General features: G+C 59.0%; 15 protein-coding genes. 11 read left to right on the top strand and 4 right to left on the bottom strand.

What is annotated here, in order from left to right; all coding sequences use genetic code 11:
• Nucleotides 1-1734 (bottom strand): ribonucleoside-diphosphate reductase subunit alpha (locus tag CL546_RS04230; RefSeq protein ID WP_290493175.1); only part of this gene is annotated, 1734 nt, incomplete at its 3' end.
• 695 nt (nucleotides 1735-2429) lie between these two features.
• On the opposite strand from CL546_RS04230, the gene CL546_RS04225 reads away from it, so the two are divergent.
• The 5 genes from CL546_RS04225 (at nucleotide 2430) to CL546_RS04205 (ending at nucleotide 8958) form a co-directional block, all read left to right on the top strand.
• Nucleotides 2430-3152, top strand: a complete 723-nt coding sequence (locus CL546_RS04225) for a response regulator (RefSeq protein ID WP_007149065.1) — start codon at nucleotides 2430-2432, stop codon at nucleotides 3150-3152.
• Nucleotides 3153-3197: 45 nt separating this feature from the next.
• Nucleotides 3198-4814: an ATP-binding protein gene (locus tag CL546_RS04220; protein ID WP_290493174.1), complete on the top strand. Its 1617-nt coding sequence runs from the start codon at nucleotides 3198-3200 to the stop codon at nucleotides 4812-4814.
• 250 nt (nucleotides 4815-5064) lie between these two features.
• On the top strand, nucleotides 5065-6555 hold the full coding sequence (gene glpK / locus CL546_RS04215) for a glycerol kinase GlpK (RefSeq protein WP_290493173.1): 1491 nt from the start codon (nucleotides 5065-5067) through the stop codon (nucleotides 6553-6555).
• A 199-nt stretch (nucleotides 6556-6754) separates the two neighbouring features.
• On the top strand, nucleotides 6755-7858 hold the full coding sequence (locus CL546_RS04210) for a GGDEF domain-containing protein (protein ID WP_290493172.1): 1104 nt from the start codon (nucleotides 6755-6757) through the stop codon (nucleotides 7856-7858).
• Nucleotides 7855-8958 (top strand): GGDEF domain-containing protein, encoded by a 1104-nt coding sequence (locus CL546_RS04205; RefSeq protein WP_290493171.1) that lies wholly within the window; start codon nucleotides 7855-7857, stop codon nucleotides 8956-8958. Before CL546_RS04210 ends, CL546_RS04205 begins: the two co-directional genes overlap by 4 nt.
• A gap of 145 nt (nucleotides 8959-9103) precedes the next feature.
• Here CL546_RS04205 and CL546_RS04200 read toward each other — a convergent pair whose 3' ends face one another.
• The 3 genes from CL546_RS04200 to CL546_RS04190 form a co-directional block, all read right to left on the bottom strand.
• On the bottom strand, nucleotides 9104-10153 hold the full coding sequence (locus CL546_RS04200; protein WP_290493170.1) for an ABC transporter ATP-binding protein: 1050 nt from the start codon (nucleotides 10151-10153) through the stop codon (nucleotides 9104-9106).
• Nucleotides 10154-10238: 85 nt separating this feature from the next.
• Nucleotides 10239-11147: an ornithine carbamoyltransferase gene (gene argF / locus CL546_RS04195; RefSeq protein ID WP_290493169.1), complete on the bottom strand. Its 909-nt coding sequence runs from the start codon at nucleotides 11145-11147 to the stop codon at nucleotides 10239-10241.
• Nucleotides 11144-12328 carry an aspartate aminotransferase family protein gene (locus CL546_RS04190; protein WP_290493168.1) on the bottom strand — a complete coding sequence of 395 codons (1185 nt, stop codon included), beginning with the start codon at nucleotides 12326-12328 and terminating at the stop codon, nucleotides 11144-11146. Before CL546_RS04190 ends, argF begins: the two co-directional genes overlap by 4 nt.
• A 203-nt stretch (nucleotides 12329-12531) precedes the next feature.
• Here CL546_RS04190 and CL546_RS04185 point away from each other — a divergent pair, with 203 nt between their 5' ends.
• From CL546_RS04185 to CL546_RS04160, 6 genes are all read left to right on the top strand, one after another.
• Nucleotides 12532-14079 (top strand): hydantoinase B/oxoprolinase family protein, encoded by a 1548-nt coding sequence (locus tag CL546_RS04185; protein WP_290493167.1) that lies wholly within the window; start codon nucleotides 12532-12534, stop codon nucleotides 14077-14079.
• A 111-nt stretch (nucleotides 14080-14190) separates the two neighbouring features.
• Nucleotides 14191-14526: a Grx4 family monothiol glutaredoxin gene (gene grxD / locus CL546_RS04180; protein ID WP_290493166.1), complete on the top strand. Its 336-nt coding sequence runs from the start codon at nucleotides 14191-14193 to the stop codon at nucleotides 14524-14526.
• Nucleotides 14527-14719: 193 nt separating this feature from the next.
• Entirely contained in the window at nucleotides 14720-15865 is a 1146-nt protein-coding gene (locus CL546_RS04175; protein ID WP_290493165.1) for a porin, read from the top strand.
• Nucleotides 15866-15979: 114 nt separating this feature from the next.
• Complete coding sequence (locus tag CL546_RS04170) at nucleotides 15980-16393, top strand: FMN-binding protein (RefSeq protein ID WP_290493164.1); 414 nt, start codon at nucleotides 15980-15982, stop codon at nucleotides 16391-16393.
• A 43-nt stretch (nucleotides 16394-16436) separates the two neighbouring features.
• Entirely contained in the window at nucleotides 16437-17168 is a 732-nt protein-coding gene (locus tag CL546_RS04165; RefSeq protein WP_290493163.1) for a PepSY-associated TM helix domain-containing protein, read from the top strand.
• A gap of 228 nt (nucleotides 17169-17396) precedes the next feature.
• Nucleotides 17397-17999 (top strand): peroxiredoxin, encoded by a 603-nt coding sequence (locus CL546_RS04160; protein WP_007148668.1) that lies wholly within the window; start codon nucleotides 17397-17399, stop codon nucleotides 17997-17999.
• Nucleotides 18000-18181 lie beyond the last annotated feature (182 nt).

Here is an 18181-nt window from a genome sequence, read left to right as displayed (position 1 = left end):
CTGCGGGCTGCGCAGGTTGCACGGATCCTTGAAGGTGAACCAGGGGTGGCCTGTTTCAAACAGCATGGAGAGCATCTTGCGCCACAGGTTGATGGCGGGCAGACGCTTGAACAGTTTCAGTTCGCCACTGCGGGTTTTGGCTTCGTATTCCAGGTACGCCTTTTCGAACGCTTCGCCGTACAGGTCGTGCAGGTCCGGAGTGTCGTTGGGGCTGAACAGGGTCCAGTCTTCTTCGTTGATCACACGCTTCATGAACAGATCGGGAATCCAGTTGGCGCTGTTCATGTCGTGGGTACGACGACGGTCATCACCGGTGTTCTTGCGCAGCTCCAGGAATTCCTCGATATCCATGTGCCAGGTTTCCAGGTAGGCACAGACTGCGCCCTTGCGCTTGCCGCCCTGGTTAACGGCCACGGCGGTATCGTTGACCACTTTCAGGAACGGTACTACGCCCTGGGAGCGACCGTTAGTGCCTTTGATGTAGGCGCCCAGTGCGCGCACCGGAGTCCAGTCGTTACCCAGGCCACCGGCAAACTTGGACAGCATGGCGTTGTCCTGAATGGCGCCGTAAATGCCGTGCAGGTCATCCGGCACGGTGGTCAGGTAGCAGCTGGACAGCTGCGGGCGCAGGGTGCCGGCGTTGAACAGGGTCGGCGTGGAGCTCATGTAGTCGAAGCTGGAGAGCAGGTTGTAGAACTCGATGGCACGGGCTTCGCGGTCGTCTTCTTCCACGGCCAGGCCCATGGCCACACGCATGAAGAAGCACTGGGGCAGCTCGATGCGGGTGTCGTTGTGGTGGATGAAGTAGCGGTCGTACAGGGTTTGCAGGCCGAGGTAGGAGAACTGCAGGTCGCGGTTGCCGTCCAGGGCGGCGCCCAGTTTGTCCAGGTCGTACTCGGCCAGTTGTGGCGACAGCAGTTCCAGCTCGATGCCTTTGCCGATGTAGGCTTTCAGGGCCTCACCGTAGAGGGCGTTCATTTCATCGTGGCTGGCGCGTTCGGCCACATTCAGAAACTGCAGGGCTTCGGCGCGGATCTTGTCCATCAGCAGGCGGGCAGTGACCTGGGAGTAGTTGGGCTCCACTTCGATCATGGTGCGGGCGGTGATCACCATGGAGGTGTTCACGTCGTGGATGGAAACCCCGTCGTACAGGTTCTTCACTGTCTCGGTGATGATCTTGTCGGCGTTCACGTCTTCCAGGCCGGAGCAGGCGGCGCGAATCAGGTGCTCAAGGCGCGCCATGTCCAGCGGGGCCTTGCTGCCGTCTTCCATGGTGACGGACATGTCCACCTGGTGGGTGGGGGCGGGCAGGTCGCTGCTGTGCTCGGCGGCGCGTTTGGAGGCCTGCTGTTCGCGGTACAGTACGTAGTCGCGGGCGACTTTCTGTTCGCCGTTACGCATCAGGGCCAGTTCCACCTGGTCCTGAATTTCTTCGATGTGGATGGTGCCACCGGAAGGCATGCGGCGCTTGAACGTGGCGGAGACCTGTTCGGTCAGGCGCGCTACGGTTTCATGGATGCGGGACGATGCAGCGGCGGTGCCGCCTTCGACAGCCAGGAAGGCCTTGCTGATGGCAACGGTAATCTTGTCGTCATCGTAGCTCACTACCTTGCCATTACGCTTGATCACACGCAGCTGGCCGGGTGCGGTGCTGGCAAGGCTCTGGTCCTGATCGTTGCTGTCGCTGGCAGGGGAGCCGGCGTTCTGTGGGTTTTGGCTCATATCCGTTTGCATGGTGCCCTCTCCGTTGTCGGTGCTGTTCTGTCTATGTTGTGTGTTGTGGGCGTGGTGTCATCATCACCACGCAAAACGCCACGACCGTTAGGCCATGGCGTGTTAAATCGTGTCTTGGGTAGTGCCTGGTGGCATCGCGAGCGCGCGAACCACAATATGTTGTGTCTTATCCATGACGTTCTGCTTTCCCCTTCTGGTCGGGAAAAGGCTAAATCGCTGATGCGGCTGCACTTTTCCACGCTGTAGACTGTTTTGTCCTGGGGCGGCGCCTGTTTTACAAAAACCCAACATCTTGGGGTCGGCGTCCAAGTTCAGTACAAGTTATAGTTGCCTCCGCTTTTTTGCAAGCACTTCGCCTGGGGAAATCTTGTGGATAACCTGTGGGGCGATGTGGGTGCAATTGGGGTGCTTTTTTTCTGTGCAGGCACATACTAGATATAGTGTTTGTCAATGGGGAAAAACGGTCACGTGGTGCACTGTGTGCAGACAGGGGTTGCAGGCAGAGATTTCCAGGCAGAGGGCGCCATGCGAAAGCGCGGTATGGCGGTTGTTTGTACGATGGACAGCCCGAGAGGTTGCCGTGCACAGCGTGTATGCGTATAAACATCCGATAGGGATACGTTTGTTACAGTTCGCCGGGTTGGCGCTGAAACAAAACGACAATAACGATACAAATTCAAAAGGATAAGGACGGGATGACAACGGTGCAGGATAACCCGCCAGCCATCATGATCGTAGAAGACGACGAGCGTCTTGCCGATTTAACCTGTGAATATCTTCAAAGCAACGGCCTGGATGTCACGGTAGTCAGCGACGGTGAAGAAGCGATTCGCCGTATTCGTGCAGAACAACCGGATCTGGTGGTGCTGGATCTGATGCTGCCCGGCGCTGACGGCCTGACGGTATGCCGCGAAGTGCGCAGTGCCTACAAGAATCCGATCCTCATGCTGACCGCTCGCACGGATGACATGGATCAGGTGCTGGGGCTGGAAATGGGCGCGGATGACTACGTGGCCAAACCGGTGAAGCCCCGCGTGTTGCTGGCCCGGATTCGGGCCTTGTTGCGCCGGGTGGAAACCGACAGCGAACGCGATAATTCCCCGGCCCGTCTGGAATTCGGCGCCCTGGTGATCGACAACTCTGCCCGGGAAGTGACCCTGGCGGGTGAGTCGGTGGACCTGACCAGTGCCGAATACGACCTGCTCTGGTTGCTGGCGTCCAATGCGGGCACGGTGCTGTCACGGGAAACGATTTTCGAGAAACTGCGCGGCATTCAGTATGACGGCCAGGATCGTTCTATTGATGTACGCATTTCCCGGATTCGCCCGAAAGTGGGGGACGACCCGGAAAATCCCAAGCGCATCAAGACGGTGCGTTCCAAGGGCTATCTGTTCGTCAAGGAAATCGGCGCGGCATAACGGCTGCTTTGGCCGTCGCGGCGCAGGGATGACGCTGGGTGACGTTTGAATAGTATTTTCCTGAGGCTCTACGGGGGCTTGCTGCTGGCGCTGTGTTTTATCGGCGCCATCACCTATGGCGCTGTGGAGCTGGTGAACAGCTACCGATCCGATCTGTACCGGGAAAAAATGGCCCGTGGTACCTTCTTCCTGATGGCAGAGGGCTACCAGCGCTATGAAGCCGGCGACCGTGATCGTTGGAGTCAGGTGCTCAGCAAGCTGTTCAGTGCAGAAATAACCCTGAAGTCCCGTGAGGATCTGGCGCTGGGATACCGGGAAAATCTGCACCTGGAAGATGGCCTGGTGGTCATGCGTCTGAATGACGATGAAGGCTATGCCGACATTTTGTTCCAGCTCCCCGACGAAGATGCCTATATCAATACACGCATGACCAAGGTGTCCGAGCAACAGGCGCGGGCCACGGCGGTGTTGATCCTCAATCATTTGTCGCATTTTCAGGAGGCGGAGTGGGCCCAGGCTCTGGCTGACCTGCAACATCAGTTCGGTTACCCCCTGACACTGGTTCAGCGTGATGACATCTCGCTGGATGGCGAGCAGGAGCAGCGCCTTAACCGCCGTGAGGTGGTTATCGCCCTGGATGACAGCACCCGCAGCGACTCCAGCATCCGTATTTATGCGCCGGTGGCCCAGACCGGCAAGCTGCTGATGATTGGTCCGCTAAGCCTGTTTGACCAATTTCCCATTGAGCTGTTGCTGATTGCCGGGGCCACCAGCTTGCTGGCGGTGGCGCTGGCCACCTATCTGCAAGTGAGCCCGTTACAGCGGCGGCTGAAACAACTCGATGGTGCGGTGAGTCAGTTGGGCAGTGGTGATCTGGGGGCCTATGCCAATATTGAAGGCAGTGATGCCATTGGCCAGGTGGCGGCGACCTTTAACGGCATGACGGCGCACATTCGCCGGCTGATTGAATCCCAAAGAGAGATGACCCGGGCAGTGAGCCATGAGCTACGCACGCCGGTGGCGCGCCTGCGGTTTGGTCTGGAGATGCTGGCGGATATCGAGTCGGCGGAGCGGCGCCGTGAAAAGCTCAATGCCATGGACCACGATATCGAACAGCTGGATCAGTTGATCGACGAAATTCTTACCTATGCTCGCCTGGAGCAGGGTACGCCCAATATCGAATTCCAGCCGGTCGTCATTGGCGAGCTGTGCGAGCAATTGCGCGATGAGCTGGAAACCATCCGCGATGAAACCGCCATCACCGTGGCGAATCCCTATCCGACCCTGGAAGTAGAAGCGGAAGAGCGCTACCTGCACCGGGTGTTGCAGAATCTGGTAACCAACGCTCTGCGCTATGCCCAATCGCGCATTGTCATGCGCGTGGAAGAGAGCGAAGATCGGGTGGTGATCCATGTGGATGATGATGGCCCAGGCATTCCTGAACACGAACGCGAGCGAGTGTTCAAACCCTTTGCCCGGCTGGATAAAAGCCGTCACCGGGCCAGCGGCGGTTATGGTCTGGGCCTGTCCATCGTGAAGCGGATTGTGGATTGGCACGGCGGAGAGATCCACGTGGATGAGAGCCCGGAAGGCGGTGCCCGCTTTACCGTGACCTTGCCCAAAAGCCAACAGGGCCAGCATGTGCTGGGCCGGATGGGGTAAGCTCGGTCAGGGAAAATAGAAAAGCGCCCAGCATCGGGCAGTCAGCGAGGCCGCTGTAGGCGTTTCCTTCCAGGGGACGAACCGAGCGCCGGGAGGCGTTTGATGCTGCGCGCACATCGCCGATATGGTCTATAAGGTTGTCCGTTATGGTGCAATCTGTCATCTGACCTTCATTTAAAATGCGCCTCCTGGTGCCCCTTGAGGCGTCTGTCTGATCCAGCCCCATACTGATAACAAGGTTAGCCGAGTCATGTCTTATATCCTTTCCATCGACCAGGGGACCACCAGTTCCCGCGCCATTGTTTTTGATGCCAGTGGCCGTGCCTGTGGACAGGCGCAGAAAGAGTTTCGCCAGCATTTTCCCCAGGATGGCTGGGTGGAACATGACGCCATGGAAATCTGGAATGACACTCTGGCCATGTGTCAGCAAGCCTTGCGCAATGCCCGGGTAGAGGCGCAGCAGCTGGCGGCCATTGGCATTACCAACCAGCGTGAAACCACCGTGCTGTGGGACCGGGAAACCGGCGATCCGCTGGCCAAGGCCATTGTCTGGCAGGACCGACGCACAGCGTCTACCTGTGAAGCGCTGCGTGATCAGGGCCATGAAGATCAGGTGCGTAGCAAAACCGGGTTGTTGCTGGATCCGTATTTCTCTGCCACCAAGCTGGCCTGGCTGCTGGATAACGTGCCCGGTGCTCGTCAGCGTGCCGAGGCCGGTGAACTGGCGTTTGGCACCATTGATAGCTGGCTGCTTTGGCAGCTGACCCGCGGCAAGGTGCACGCCACCGACGCCACCAATGCCTCACGGACCCTGTTGTTCAATATCCACGAGCAGTGCTGGGATGAGGCGTTGCTGGCCTTGTTCAATGTGCCTGCGTCGGTATTGCCGGACGTGCGAGACAGTGCTGCCGATTTTGGTACCACCTGTCCGGAACTGCTGGGCGCAGCCGTGCCGGTGGCCGGCATTGCCGGCGACCAGCAGGCGGCGTTGGTGGGGCAGGCCTGCTTTGCCCCGGGGATGGTGAAAAGCACCTATGGCACCGGCTGCTTCATGGTCATGAATACCGGCGAGGCGGTGGAATCCCATAACCGCCTGCTGACTACCGTGGGCTATCGCCTGAATGGCAAGACAACTTATGCGCTGGAAGGCTCCATCTTTGTGGCGGGTGCGGCGATCCAGTGGCTGCGCGATGGCCTCAACCTGATTCGCGATGCCAGCGAAACCGAAGCCCTGGCCCGCCGTGCCGGTTCCGCCGGCGGGGTGTACCTGGTGCCGGCCTTTACCGGTCTGGGGGCGCCCTGGTGGGACCCCCATGCCCGGGGAGCCTTGACGGGGCTGACCCGCGACACCGGGATTGCGGAGGTGGTAACGGCGGGACTGGAAGCGGTGTGCTATCAGTCCCGGGATCTTCTCGATGCCATGGCGGCGGATTGTGGTACCCGGCCCACCACCCTGCGGGTGGATGGGGGAATGGTGGTGAACAACTGGCTCAGCCAGACGCTGTCGGATGTGCTGGGCGTCTGTGTGGACCGTCCGGTGGTAACCGAAACCACGGCTCTTGGCGCAGCGTATCTGGCGGGCCTGGGGGTCGGGCTATATCCATCACTGGATGCCGTGGCTGAGCAATGGCGTTGTGAACGGGAGTTTTCCCCTCAACTGGATGAGCCGGAGCGCCAGAAACGCTATCAGGGCTGGCGTGATGCGGTCGCTCGGGTCTGCCAGGCTTCGCCGGGTGCCTGAGAACAGTAAATGGCATAAAAATCAGGGGTTTTGCCTGCGGTAAAATGCGTTTTACAACGATGAGCGGTTCGGTTTAGGGGATGGTCAAACTGTGACGGAGTAGGCACTTGGTATTACTATTGGTTCAATATTAATACTAATTTGCTATCAGTGGGTGCGGTTGCTAGTGGGAGAGGGGCGCACCGAATCGGGAATCCGCATGGATCAAACGTTACCGCTCCACCCTGTGGCCTTGCAGTCGCAACGGCTACGTCGCGTGCTATTCGCTATCCTGGCGGGAGGTGGTGCGCATACGCTACTTTGCTGGATTGCCTTGCAGCTGGATTTCTTCCGCGGTGGCGAGATTCTTTTCTATACGCTTTTTGCCGGCCTTTGGGCCGGGCATCTGCTGTTTATTCTGTTCATGCTGGTGGGGTTGAACCGCCGGCTATCCGAACCTTCCATGATTATGCCGTTGATGGTCTGGTCCACCACCGGGCTGCTGGTGACTGCCCTGGTCGTCGATCAGGTGCGTCTGTGCATCATGCTGATTTTCTTTGCCATTGTTCAGATGGGGGTACTGCAGGCGTCGCTACGGCAGTTCCTCGCCCTGGCCGGGTATTGCGTGCTGGGTTACGCGGTGGTGCTGGGGGTTGTCTGTGTGTACTGGCCGGAAGTGGTGGATGTTCGCGGCGAGTGGATCCAGTGGGGCCTGTTCAGTGTCATGGTGCTGGCGGCCATGCTGGTGGCATCAGAAATTTCCACCATCCGCTTCCAGCTGGGGAGGCGTAATCAGCAACTGGGGCAAATTGTTGAGCGCATTCACGACATGGCGGTGAAAGACGAGCTGACCGGTTTTTACCGCCGCCGCCATGCCATGGAACTGCTGAGCAAGGCGTGTGGGCAATCCGCTCGCGGTGCCTATCAATTGGGGGTGGTGTACCTGGATCTGGACCATTTCAAAAAAACCAACGATCAGTATGGCCATCGCATGGGCGACCTGGTGCTGCAGCGCTTTGCGGATGTGACACAGCGCCACCTGACCAATCAGGATTTCGCCGCGCGTCTGGGCGGAGAGGAGTTCATGCTGGTGTTGCCGGTGAGTGATCCGCAGGAGGCTCGTAATCTGGTGGAGGGCATCCTGATGGGCATGCGCAGTCAGCGGTTCAAGGATGCGCCCGGGTTGATGGTCACGGTTTCCGGGGGGCTGGCCATGCTGAATCACGGCGAAACGCCTGCGCAGTTGATCAGGCGGGCGGATCAGGCGCTGTACCGGGCCAAGGAAGCTGGGCGCGATAGATTGATTGTCGGGGAGCAGGAATGAATCAGGATCTCCACCAGGCAGAAAAACTGACGCTGAGTGAAAAGCGCCTGATGCAACGTCATAGCCGTTCGGCCATGGCGATCATGGCCATGCATACCTTGCTCTGTGTGGTCTATTTTCAACTGGGCTATATGCATATCGCGCTGCCGGAAGCGCTGGTGCTGGTGTCGCTGATCTGGATTTCCCTGTTGGCGTACCAGCTGCTGATGGCAACGGGTGTTACCTTGAGTCTTCGTGAGCCCAGCCTGTCACTGCCGTTGATTCTGTATTTCACCGGGGTGTTCATGGTGTCGGGGTATTACGTGGATGAGTTTCGACTCAGTGTGGTGACCTTGTTTTTTGCGGCGTTATTGATGGTGTCGTTCCGCCTCAGTGGCAAGGTGATGATTGCGGTGGCGTTTCTGGCCAGTGCGGCCTATGCGCTGATGTTGTGGGTGGCACTGATGGATCGCTGGGTGCAGTTGAGCCTGTCGGTGGAGTTGTTGCAATGGCTGGTGTTCGCCATGATTTCGGTCAGCTTTGCGGTTACCGGTGGGGGCGTAAATCGCCTGCGGAATGCGCTGGCAGAAAAAAACCGTGAGTTGGCCAATGCGGTGGGGAAGGTGCGGGAAATGGCCATCCGTGATGATCTCACGGGGTTATTTAATCGTCGCCACTTGCTGGACATTCTGGAGCGCCAGCGTGCTCTGTCTGACGGCAAGGGGGTGCCATTTGCCGTGTGCTACGTGGACCTGGATCACTTCAAGAAAATCAACGACCGGCACGGTCATGACTGGGGCGACCGGGTACTGCGCCAGTTTTCCGAGCTGGCGTTATCGGGCATGCGTGATGGTGACTACTTTGGTCGCCTGGGCGGGGAAGAGTTTCTGTTGGTGTTGCCGCAAAGTGATGCCCACGGCGCCCTGTTGGTAGCTGAACGTCTGCGTCAGCGCTGGCGTGAGCAGCGTTTCGATGCCCAGGGCGGCCCGGCGACGGTGAGCTTGTCCGTGGGGGTGGCGGCGTATCAGGATGGCGAAAGTGTGGATGAGCTGCTTAACCGGGCCGATCAGGGCTTGTACAAGGCGAAGTCCAGCGGTCGGGATCAGAGCCAGGTGGCGTAGAAGCAGGAGCAAGTTGAAAGTTTAAAGTTGAAAAGCGCGGAAGAAGGCCTCGGGTTTGAAGAGGCCCTGCCCGCGCCATTACCGTTAAGCGCGGGCAGGGGATGGCAAACACAGGCAACCTGATCCGCGTTTAAACTTTGAACTTTCAACTGACTTCGAACGTGACCAAATGCTTGGTGCCCAGCCGCACATGCAGGTTATCGCCTTCCACCACATTGGTGTGGCTGTCGGTTTGGCAGAGCAGGGTTTCGTTGGCGCCGACCCGCAAGTGGTAGAGGATGCTGGCGCCGGTGAACTGGCGCCGGATGACGGGGAGCGCCAGGGGAGCAGATTCGTCAGCAATCACGTCTTCCGGGCGGAGCAGTACTTCTACTTCAGTACCTGGTTGCAAGGGGGCATGGCTGCGGCCGGTCACATCGCCCAGGGTGGTGTGAACGGTGTTGCCATCGCGCACGGTGCCGCGCAGGAAGGTACCGTAGCCGGCGAACTCTGCCACGAACCGGTTCGCCGGCGCGTGGTAAATGTTATAGGGCGTATCCCATTGCTCCAGGTGGCCCTGTTGCATGACGCCGACCCGGTCGGCCAGCGCAAAGGCTTCTTCCTGGTCGTGGGTGACCAGCAGGGTGGTGACCTTTTCCTGACGCAGGATGTCGCCCAGTTCCCGGGCCAGGGCCCGGCGCAGATCCAGATCCAGGCTGGAAAAAGGTTCATCCAGCAGTAGCAGGGCGGGTTGGGGGGCCAGTGCTCGGGCCAGAGCAACACGCTGCTGTTGGCCGCCGGAGAGCTCGTGGGGGTAGCGTTGTTCCAGGCCGCTGAGCCGTACCCGTTGCAGGCTCGCGTGTACCCGCTCTTCGCGTTCCTCCCGGCTCTGCTGGCGCAGGCCGAACGCCACGTTGTTTGCCACGGTGAGATGAGGAAACAGGGCGTGTTCCTGGAAGACCATACCCAGGCCGCGCTGGTTGGGAGGCAGCTGACGGTGGGGGCCGGAGACCTGCTTTCCCTGAATGCTGATAGAGCCGGCGGTCACCGGTTCCAGCCCGGCGATGGCTCGCAATGTGGTGGTCTTGCCACAGCCGCTGGGGCCCAGCAAGCAGGCAATTTCACCCGCTGCCAGCGTCAGGCTCAGGTCGCTGACCACGGTTTGCTGGTGGTAGCCACAGGCCAGATGGTTGAGGTTAAGCAACGGCTCGTTCATGGTCGTGTGCTCCAGGCTTCACGCTGCACACACCACGGGACAATGTCCTGGTGGTGCGTGTTGCATGGTGCGTGCAGCGTTGCCATCAATGCTGCCCGGTGAGCAGAAATTCCAGCAGGGCTTTCTGTGCGTGCAGGCGGTTTTCCGCTTCGTCCCAGACCACGGCACGAGGATCATCCATCATTTCGTGGCTGACTTCCTCGCCGCGGTGGGCCGGCAGGCAGTGCATGAACAGCGCATCCGGGTCGGCCTTGTCCATCAGCTCCGGGGTGACCTGGTAACCGTCAAAGGCATTCAGGCGAGTTTGTTGTTCGTCTTCCTGGCCCATGGAGGCCCATACATCGGTGACCACCAGGTGAGCGCCTTGCACGGCGGTGACTACGTCCGGCTCCAGGCTGACCCGGTCCGGGTAGCGGCCCAGCAAGTCGCTGTCCGGGGTGAAGCCGTCCGGGCTGCTGATCACCAGTTCGAAATCAAACTGGTTGGCGGCGTTGATGTAGCTGGCGCACATATTGTTGCCATCGCCTACCCACACCACTTTTTTGCCCTGAATGCTGCCGCGGTGTTCCACATAGGTCTGCATGTCGGCCAGCAACTGGCAGGGGTGAAAGTCGTCCGTGAGGGCGTTGATCACCGGTACCGCAGAGTGGTCGGCAAACGTCTGCAGGGTGGAGTGGTCAAAGGTGCGGATCATGACCGCGTCGACCATGCGGGACAGCACCCGGGCGGAATCTTCAATGGGTTCGCCGCGGCCCAGCTGGGTGTCACGGGGTGACAGGAAAATGCTGGCGCCACCGAAGTGGGTCATGGCGACTTCGAAAGACACCCGGGTACGCGTGGATGATTTCTCGAAAATCATGCCCAGGGTTTTACCCTGTAGCGGCTCGTGGTGCTGGCCATTACGGAGCATGGTTTTCAGTTCGATGGCGCGCTGAATCAAATAGCCGAGCTCATCCGGGGTCAAGTCGGTGAGGGTCAGGAAATGACGGGTCATGCGACCTCCTGCTCGTCGGCAAAACGGTGGATCAGTGTCGACAGGGTGTCCACCAGCTGCTGCATTTCTGCCTGGCTGATCACCAGTGGCGGCAGTAGCCGTACCACGGAACCGGCAGTGACATTGATCAGCAGGCCGGCGTCGCGGGCCCGGTTGACCAGTTCGGTACAGGGGCGATCCAGCTGAATGCCCAGCATCAGGCCTTTTTGGCGGATCTCGGTGACCATGGGCAGATCGGAAAATGCCTGGAGAAAGGCGTCTTTCAGCCAGCGGCCTTTATCGGCCACGCCGTCGATGATGTCGTCGGTGAGGGTGTTCACCACCGCCAGGGCCGTCGCGCAGCCCAGCGGGTTGCCGCCGTAGGTGCTGCCGTGGTTCCCGGGGCCGAAAACGCCTTCAGCCTTGCCGGCCACCAGGCAGGCGCCGATGGGGAAGCCGTTACCCAGGCCTTTGGCGGTGGTTAGTACGTCGGGGGTGATGCCGGCGCCCAGGCAGGCAAAGTAATCCCCGGTGCGGCCGTTGCCGGACTGGATTTCATCCAGCATCAGCAGCCAGTCTTGGCGGTCGCACAGGGTGCGCAGGCCGGCCAGGTAATCGTTTGCGGGAATGTGGATGCCGCCTTCGCCCTGCACCGGTTCTACCAGAACGGCGACAATATCGTGATTATCAGCCAGGGCTTCTACTGCTGACAGATCGTTGAACGGCACACGGATGAAACCGTCCAGCAGAGGCGCAAAACCTTCCTGCACCTTGGCATTGGCGGTGGCGGACAGGGTCGCCATGGTGCGGCCATGGAAGCTGCCTTCCATGACGATCACGGTGGGTCGGGCAATCTGTTTGCGTGAGCCGTACAGGCGGGCAATCTTGATGGCGGCCTCATTGGCTTCCGCGCCGGAGTTGGAGAAAAATACGTTCTCCATGCCGCTCAGCTCGCACAGGCGCTGGGCCAGGGATTCCTGGGCGGGAATACGATACAGGTTGGAGGTGTGCATCAGCTGCCCGGCCTGTTCGGCCAGGGTGCGGGTGACTGCCGGGTGGCAGTGGCCCAGGTTGCACACGCCAATCCCGGAGATGGCATCCATGTATTTGTGGTCGTTTTCATCGTACAACCACACGCCCTCGCCCCGCACGAAAGCCACTGGCTGGCGCGCGTAGGTGGGAATCAAAAATTGCTGGCTCATTACCCTGACTCGTTAAAGCGAATTCGTCTGTTTTGGCATGACCAAAACAAAAAACGGCAGCTGTTAGGCTGCCGGGAACCCCCGATAATAGCGCAGTTATTGGCCAATAGTTAATAGTTGATGCAACACAATGAACAAGGGCAGACTGCCCGTGCATCCGTTTTTCGCTATCAACTATCCATTATCAACTGCCAATTGCCTTTATGAATCCTGTCCAGCTGAGTATTTTTGCCAACCGCCTTGCCGGTGTCTGCGATGAAATGGGCGCGGTGCTGCGTCTCAGTGCCCTGTCTCCGAACATCAAGGACCGGCTCGATTTTTCCTGTGCCATTTTTGATGCTCGGGGTCGCTTATGTGCCCAGGCCGCGCATATTCCCGTGCATTTGGGATCCATGGCCTACGCCATGGCCGATCTGGTTGCTGGCAGGGAGTGGCAAGCGGGGGACCTGATGGTGGTGAATGACCCCTATCTGGGCGGCACGCACTTGCCGGATGTCACCGTAATTGCCCCGGTGCTGGTGGGGCCGACGTTGCTCGGTTTCGCGGTGACCCGCGCCCACCACGCCAATATCGGTGCTCACAGCCCGGGCTCCATGCCGGTGTCTACGGACCTGGCCCAGGAAGGGATTGTGATTGCACCCACGTTGCTCAAGCAGCAGGGGCAGTGGGATGTGCCGCTGTGCCGGCGCCTGGCAGGGCTGCAGGCCGACGCCCGGGCGGTGTTGCCGGTGGACAATGCCCGCTTTGCCGACTTTGCCGCCCAGGCCAGTGCCTGTGAGGCGGGGGCCGCCCGTCTGGTGGCGTTGGCGGAGCACGATGGTGCGGCGCTGGCCCAGGCGTTTGATGCGCTTAATGATTACGGTGAGCGGCGAGCCCGGGCGCGGATTGCGGCGCTGCCGGATGGGCAATACCGTTTTGCAGATTACATGGATGATGACGGCCAGGGGCAACAGGATATTCCCATTGTGCTGGCGCTGACGATCCGTGGGGAAGAAGCGTCGCTGGATTTCACCGGTACGGCCGGGCAGGTTGCCGGCAACATTAATTGCCCCTTGTCCGTGGCGGCGGCCGCCGCCTATTACTGCTTTCGTTGTTTGATGGATGACGATGTGCCCGCCTGCGATGGTCTGTTCCGTCCCATCAAATTGTACGCCCCGGAAGGTTCACTGCTTAATGCCCGTCGCCCGGCGGCAGTGGCAGCCGGTAATGTGGAAACCAGCTCCAGGGTGGTGGATGTGGTGTTGGGCGCGTTGGCTCAAGTGGCGCCAGAGGCGATTCCGGCGGCGAGCCAGGGGACCATGAATAACGTGGCCATGGGGGCCGGGGGCGAACAGGGTTGGGATTATTACGAAACCATGGCCGGTGGCACCGGTGGCCATGCCACGGGTGCGGGGCTGTCCGGTGTGCATAGCCATATGACCAATACCTTGAACACGCCGATCGAGAGCCTGGAGTCTCATTACCCCTTGCGCGTGCACCGCTATCAGCTTCGCCAGGGTAGCGGGGGAAGCGGGCGGCATCGAGGGGGTGAGGGTATTCTGCGCGAACTGGAGTTCCTGGGGCCGGCCAGTGTGACGCTGCTGACCGAGCGTCGCCGCTACCGGCCCTGGGGGTTGGCGGGCGGCGGGGAGGGCGCTGCCGGTGAGAACCGCTTGAATAATCAGGCTTTGCCCCCCAAGTACAGTACCGAGGTTGCTCCCGGCGACCGCCTGATCATCGCCTCCCCGGGTGGTGGCGGTTATGGGGGGTGACAGTGGTACAATGGCCACTACAGGGCGTAACTCTGTGGCAGAGGTTGCCAGATGATTACGTGCCGCGAGATTTACAGGCGTAACGGCACTCAATACGAGATAGGTGAAGTAATGGATGTGATGCAGGTCATCAAAGACCAGATCGAGAAAAACCCGGTGATCCTCTACATGAAAGGGTCTCCCCAGTTTCCCCAGTGCGGTTTTTCCGCCCAGGTAGTGGAAGCCATGACCGCCGTTGGCAAGCCGTTTGCCTATGTGAACATTCTGGAAGCGCCGGAAATTCGTCAGAACCTGAAAGAGTATGCGAACTGGCCCACGTACCCCCAGTTGTGGGTGGGCGGCGAGCTGGTCGGTGGCTGCGACATCATCATGGATATGTACCGTTCCGGTCAGCTCAAAGAGCTGGTGGAAGGCGTTGCAGTGGAGTCGGATGAGTCCGAATCCTGATTTGAATCAAATTCGGGAAAACTTTTTTATTTTTCTCCGAATAATATTCAACATTAAAAAACCCGGGTGAACCGGGTTTTTTAATGTTTGGCCACAAAAAGTGTATTAAGAATAAGTTTCAATCTTGTTTCTTCTTCGTTTAAATTCCTGCGCGATTTACTTATCTAGTCTTGTATCAGGGAAGGGAAGAAACATGTTCAAGCGTACCCTTATGGCTGCGGCAATGGCTGCTGTGCCTTTTTCTGCGCAGGCGGCGCAATCCGCCGAAGACCTGCAGAAACAGATCGACATTCTTGCCCAGCAAGTAGAAGCACTGCAAAAAGAGCAGGGCGCCTCCTCCAATCCGTTCGGTAAAGTGAGCATTGGCGGTTACGGCGAGCTGCACTATAACCATTTCAACAGAGACCCCGAGTTTGGTGGCAAGCAGCAGAATGACGAAGTCGATGCGCATCGTTTCGTTCTTTTCTTCGGCTACGATTTTACGGACAAAGTGCGTTTTTTCTCCGAGTTTGAGCTGGAGCATGGTCTGGCTGGGGAAGGCAAAGACGGCGAGGTTGAGCTTGAACAGGCCTACATCGAGATCGATACGACTGCCAATACCAAGCTGAAGCTGGGTCAATTTTTGGTGCCGGTGGGGATCATCAATGAAACCCATGAGCCGAACACCTTCTATGGTGTGGAGCGTAATCGCCTGGAAAGCGCGGTGATTCCTGCGACCTGGTGGGAAGCCGGTGCCATGTTCAGCCAGGATCTGGGCGCTGGCCTGACCTATGACATCGCGGTGCATTCCGGCCTGGATTTCCAGGGCAGCACCACCAGCATTCGCGGCAGCCGCCAGAAAGTCTCTGAAGCGGCGGCCAATAAAGGGGCGGCCACAGGGCGTTTGCGCTTTGTCGGCATTCCCGGGCTGGATCTGGCATCGTCGGTTCAGTACCAGCAAGACGTAAACCAGGATCTGGGTCCGGAAGACGTCAGCGCCCGCCTGGTGGAAGCCCATGCCCGTTACACCATCGCGGGCATCACCGCGACGGTACAAAAAGCTCGCTGGGACTTTAACGGTTTTAATACGGATGCCGACCGTCAGGACGGCGAGCTGTATGAGCTTTCCTATAAAGTCACCGAGAAGCTGGGTGTGTTCGGTCGTTATGAGAACATTAACCTGCTGGCAGAAGACGGTACTGACAACGAAGCCTCCATGATCAGCACTTTTGGTGTGAACTACTGGATTGTGCCGCAGGTGGTAGTGAAGGCCGATATGCAGAATGTGAATTACAAAAACCCCACCGAGGATGATAAGGCTGACGACAGCATCAATCTCGGTATTGGCTGGAGCTTCTAGGCCTTGCGCTTGAGATCGCTTCGACAGGCAGCAGGGTGGGCATCGCTCACTCTGCTGCTGTGTCTGTCAGGAAACGCCCGCGCGGAAGATGTGTATCTTTCCGTCGCAGATTTTATGGCGCAGCAGTTTGCGGATGTGCCAGCACCGGCCATGCTTTGGCTGGATGAGACGCAGCGCCAGCAGGCGGTTGCGCTCAGCAAAGAGGACCCGGGCTTCCGCCAGCGTTACTGGTCTGATGGGACAACCAGTGCCTGGGTACTGAACGTTATCGGGCGTGATCATCCCATTACCCTTGGTATTAGTGTTAAAGACGGTAGAATCGCTTCTTTGCGCGTGTTGATTTATCGCGAATCGCGGGGCTGGGAAGTGCGGCATGCCTTCTTCACCCGGCAGTTCGACCAGGCGCAACTGGAAAACGGCAAGCTGGACCGTTCCATTGATGGCATTACCGGTGCGACCTTGTCGGTGGATGCCTTGCAGCGTGCGGCCCGGCTGGCGCTGTGGCTGGATCAGCAGCTTACGCTGTAGTGGTTACTGCGCATTAACGGGTTTTTTGAATACCGAGGCCGTCATGAACCAACGCAAACCGACCCGGCAGTGGCGCCGCTGGCATCGCTGGTTGGGGTTGGCCGTGGCGCTGCCCGTGCTGGTGCTGTCTGTCACCGGCGTCCTGCTTAATCACATCGACTCCTTTGGTTGGTCATCCCGGCCGCTGCCGCCGTTGCTGGCACGTTGGTATGGTGCGCCAGTGCCTGATGCGGTTTCCGCTATATCCCTGCAAGGCCGGTGGTATGCCCAGGCCAATGACAGCCTGTTTATCGACGGGGAAAAGAACCTTTATTGTCAGGCGCCGCTGCGTGGCGTGGTGCAGGAAAATGGCTGGACGGTGGTGGGCTGTGCCGACGAGCTATTGTTGCTGGATACCCAGGGGCAGCAAGTGGAGCGTATGGGCCCTGCCTATGGGGTGCCCGCATTCAGTGGCATGGGGCGCAATGATCAAGGGCTGGTACTGAAAACCGAACAGGGGCTGCTCCAGTACAACGTGGACCAGCTGGCCAGCGTGGCGTTGCCCGATGATGCCGCCTGGATACCTTCTCGTCAGCAACCTCTGCCTGACACTATGAAGCAACGCATTGTGGCGCAGAGTGTGCCGCCGTCACTGAATTGGCAGCGCTTGTTGCTGGATCTGCATGCCGGGCGCTTGTTTGGCCTGGCCGGGCAGCTGGTCATGGACCTGGCGGCGCTGGTGCTGGTGATCCTGGCGCTGACGGGGACCGTGATCTGGAGCCGATCCCGTCGTTGAGTTGGCGGTGTTTTGCGCAAAGTGTGCACATTCGCGCCAAACAACCCGATGAGCCTGTTGAAAGCCGGGGAGGAATCCCCATGATTGTGCGTAGCAGCACTTTGCAGCATGAGCCCATGCAGTATTGCAACGGGCGTTGTATGATCGCTGCTCCACAGGATTTCAAGCGGCCAGAGCGAGTGCTTTGCTCTGGCTATACCGTAAGAATGGAAACAATGGAGAGAAACAATGGGCGTTCTGGTAGGTAAACCTGCACCGGATTTTACTGTTCCTGCTGTATTGGGCGATGGCAGCATCGTTGACGAGTTCACCCTGTCCGAAGCCATCAAGGGCAAGTACGGCCTGGTGTTCTTCTACCCGCTGGACTTCACCTTTGTGTGCCCGTCCGAGCTGATCGCTCTGGACCATCGCATGGACGCGTTCAAAGAACGCAACGTGGAAGTGATCGGTGTTTCCATCGACAGCCACTTTACCCACAACGCATGGCGCAACACCCCGGTCAACGACGGCGGTATCGGCCCGGTGAAATACACCCTGGCTGCTGACATGAACCACGGTATTGCCCAGTCTTACGACGTTGAGTCCGAAGGCGGCATGGCCTTCCGTGGCGTGTTCCTGATCGACCAGAACGGTGTGGTGCGCAGCCAGATCGTTAACGATCTGCCGCTGGGTCGTAACATGGACGAACTGATTCGTCTGGTTGATGCCCTGCAGTTCCACGAAGAGCACGGCGAAGTGTGCCCGGCGGGCTGGCAGAAAGGTGATTCCGGTATGAAGGACACCCCGGACGGTGTGGCCGAGTACCTGTCTGGTAATGCAGACAAGCTGTAATAAAAGACGCAGCACAAAAAAAGGGGCGCTAGAAATAGCGCCCCTTTTTTTGTGCTTCATGCGGCACGCAACACGCTGGCATGCGGTGGTCTTAGCGTGTGGCGTGCCTGCGTGGAGCGTGTTGCGTTAAATCAATCCAGCGCTTTCGCCAGTGTCGGCGGGATGGGTTTTGTCGGGGGGGG

This window comes from Alcanivorax sp., assembly GCF_002726155.1.
Lineage (GTDB): Bacteria > Pseudomonadota > Gammaproteobacteria > Pseudomonadales > Alcanivoracaceae > Alcanivorax.
This window is presented reverse-complemented; position numbering and strand designations above follow the sequence as displayed.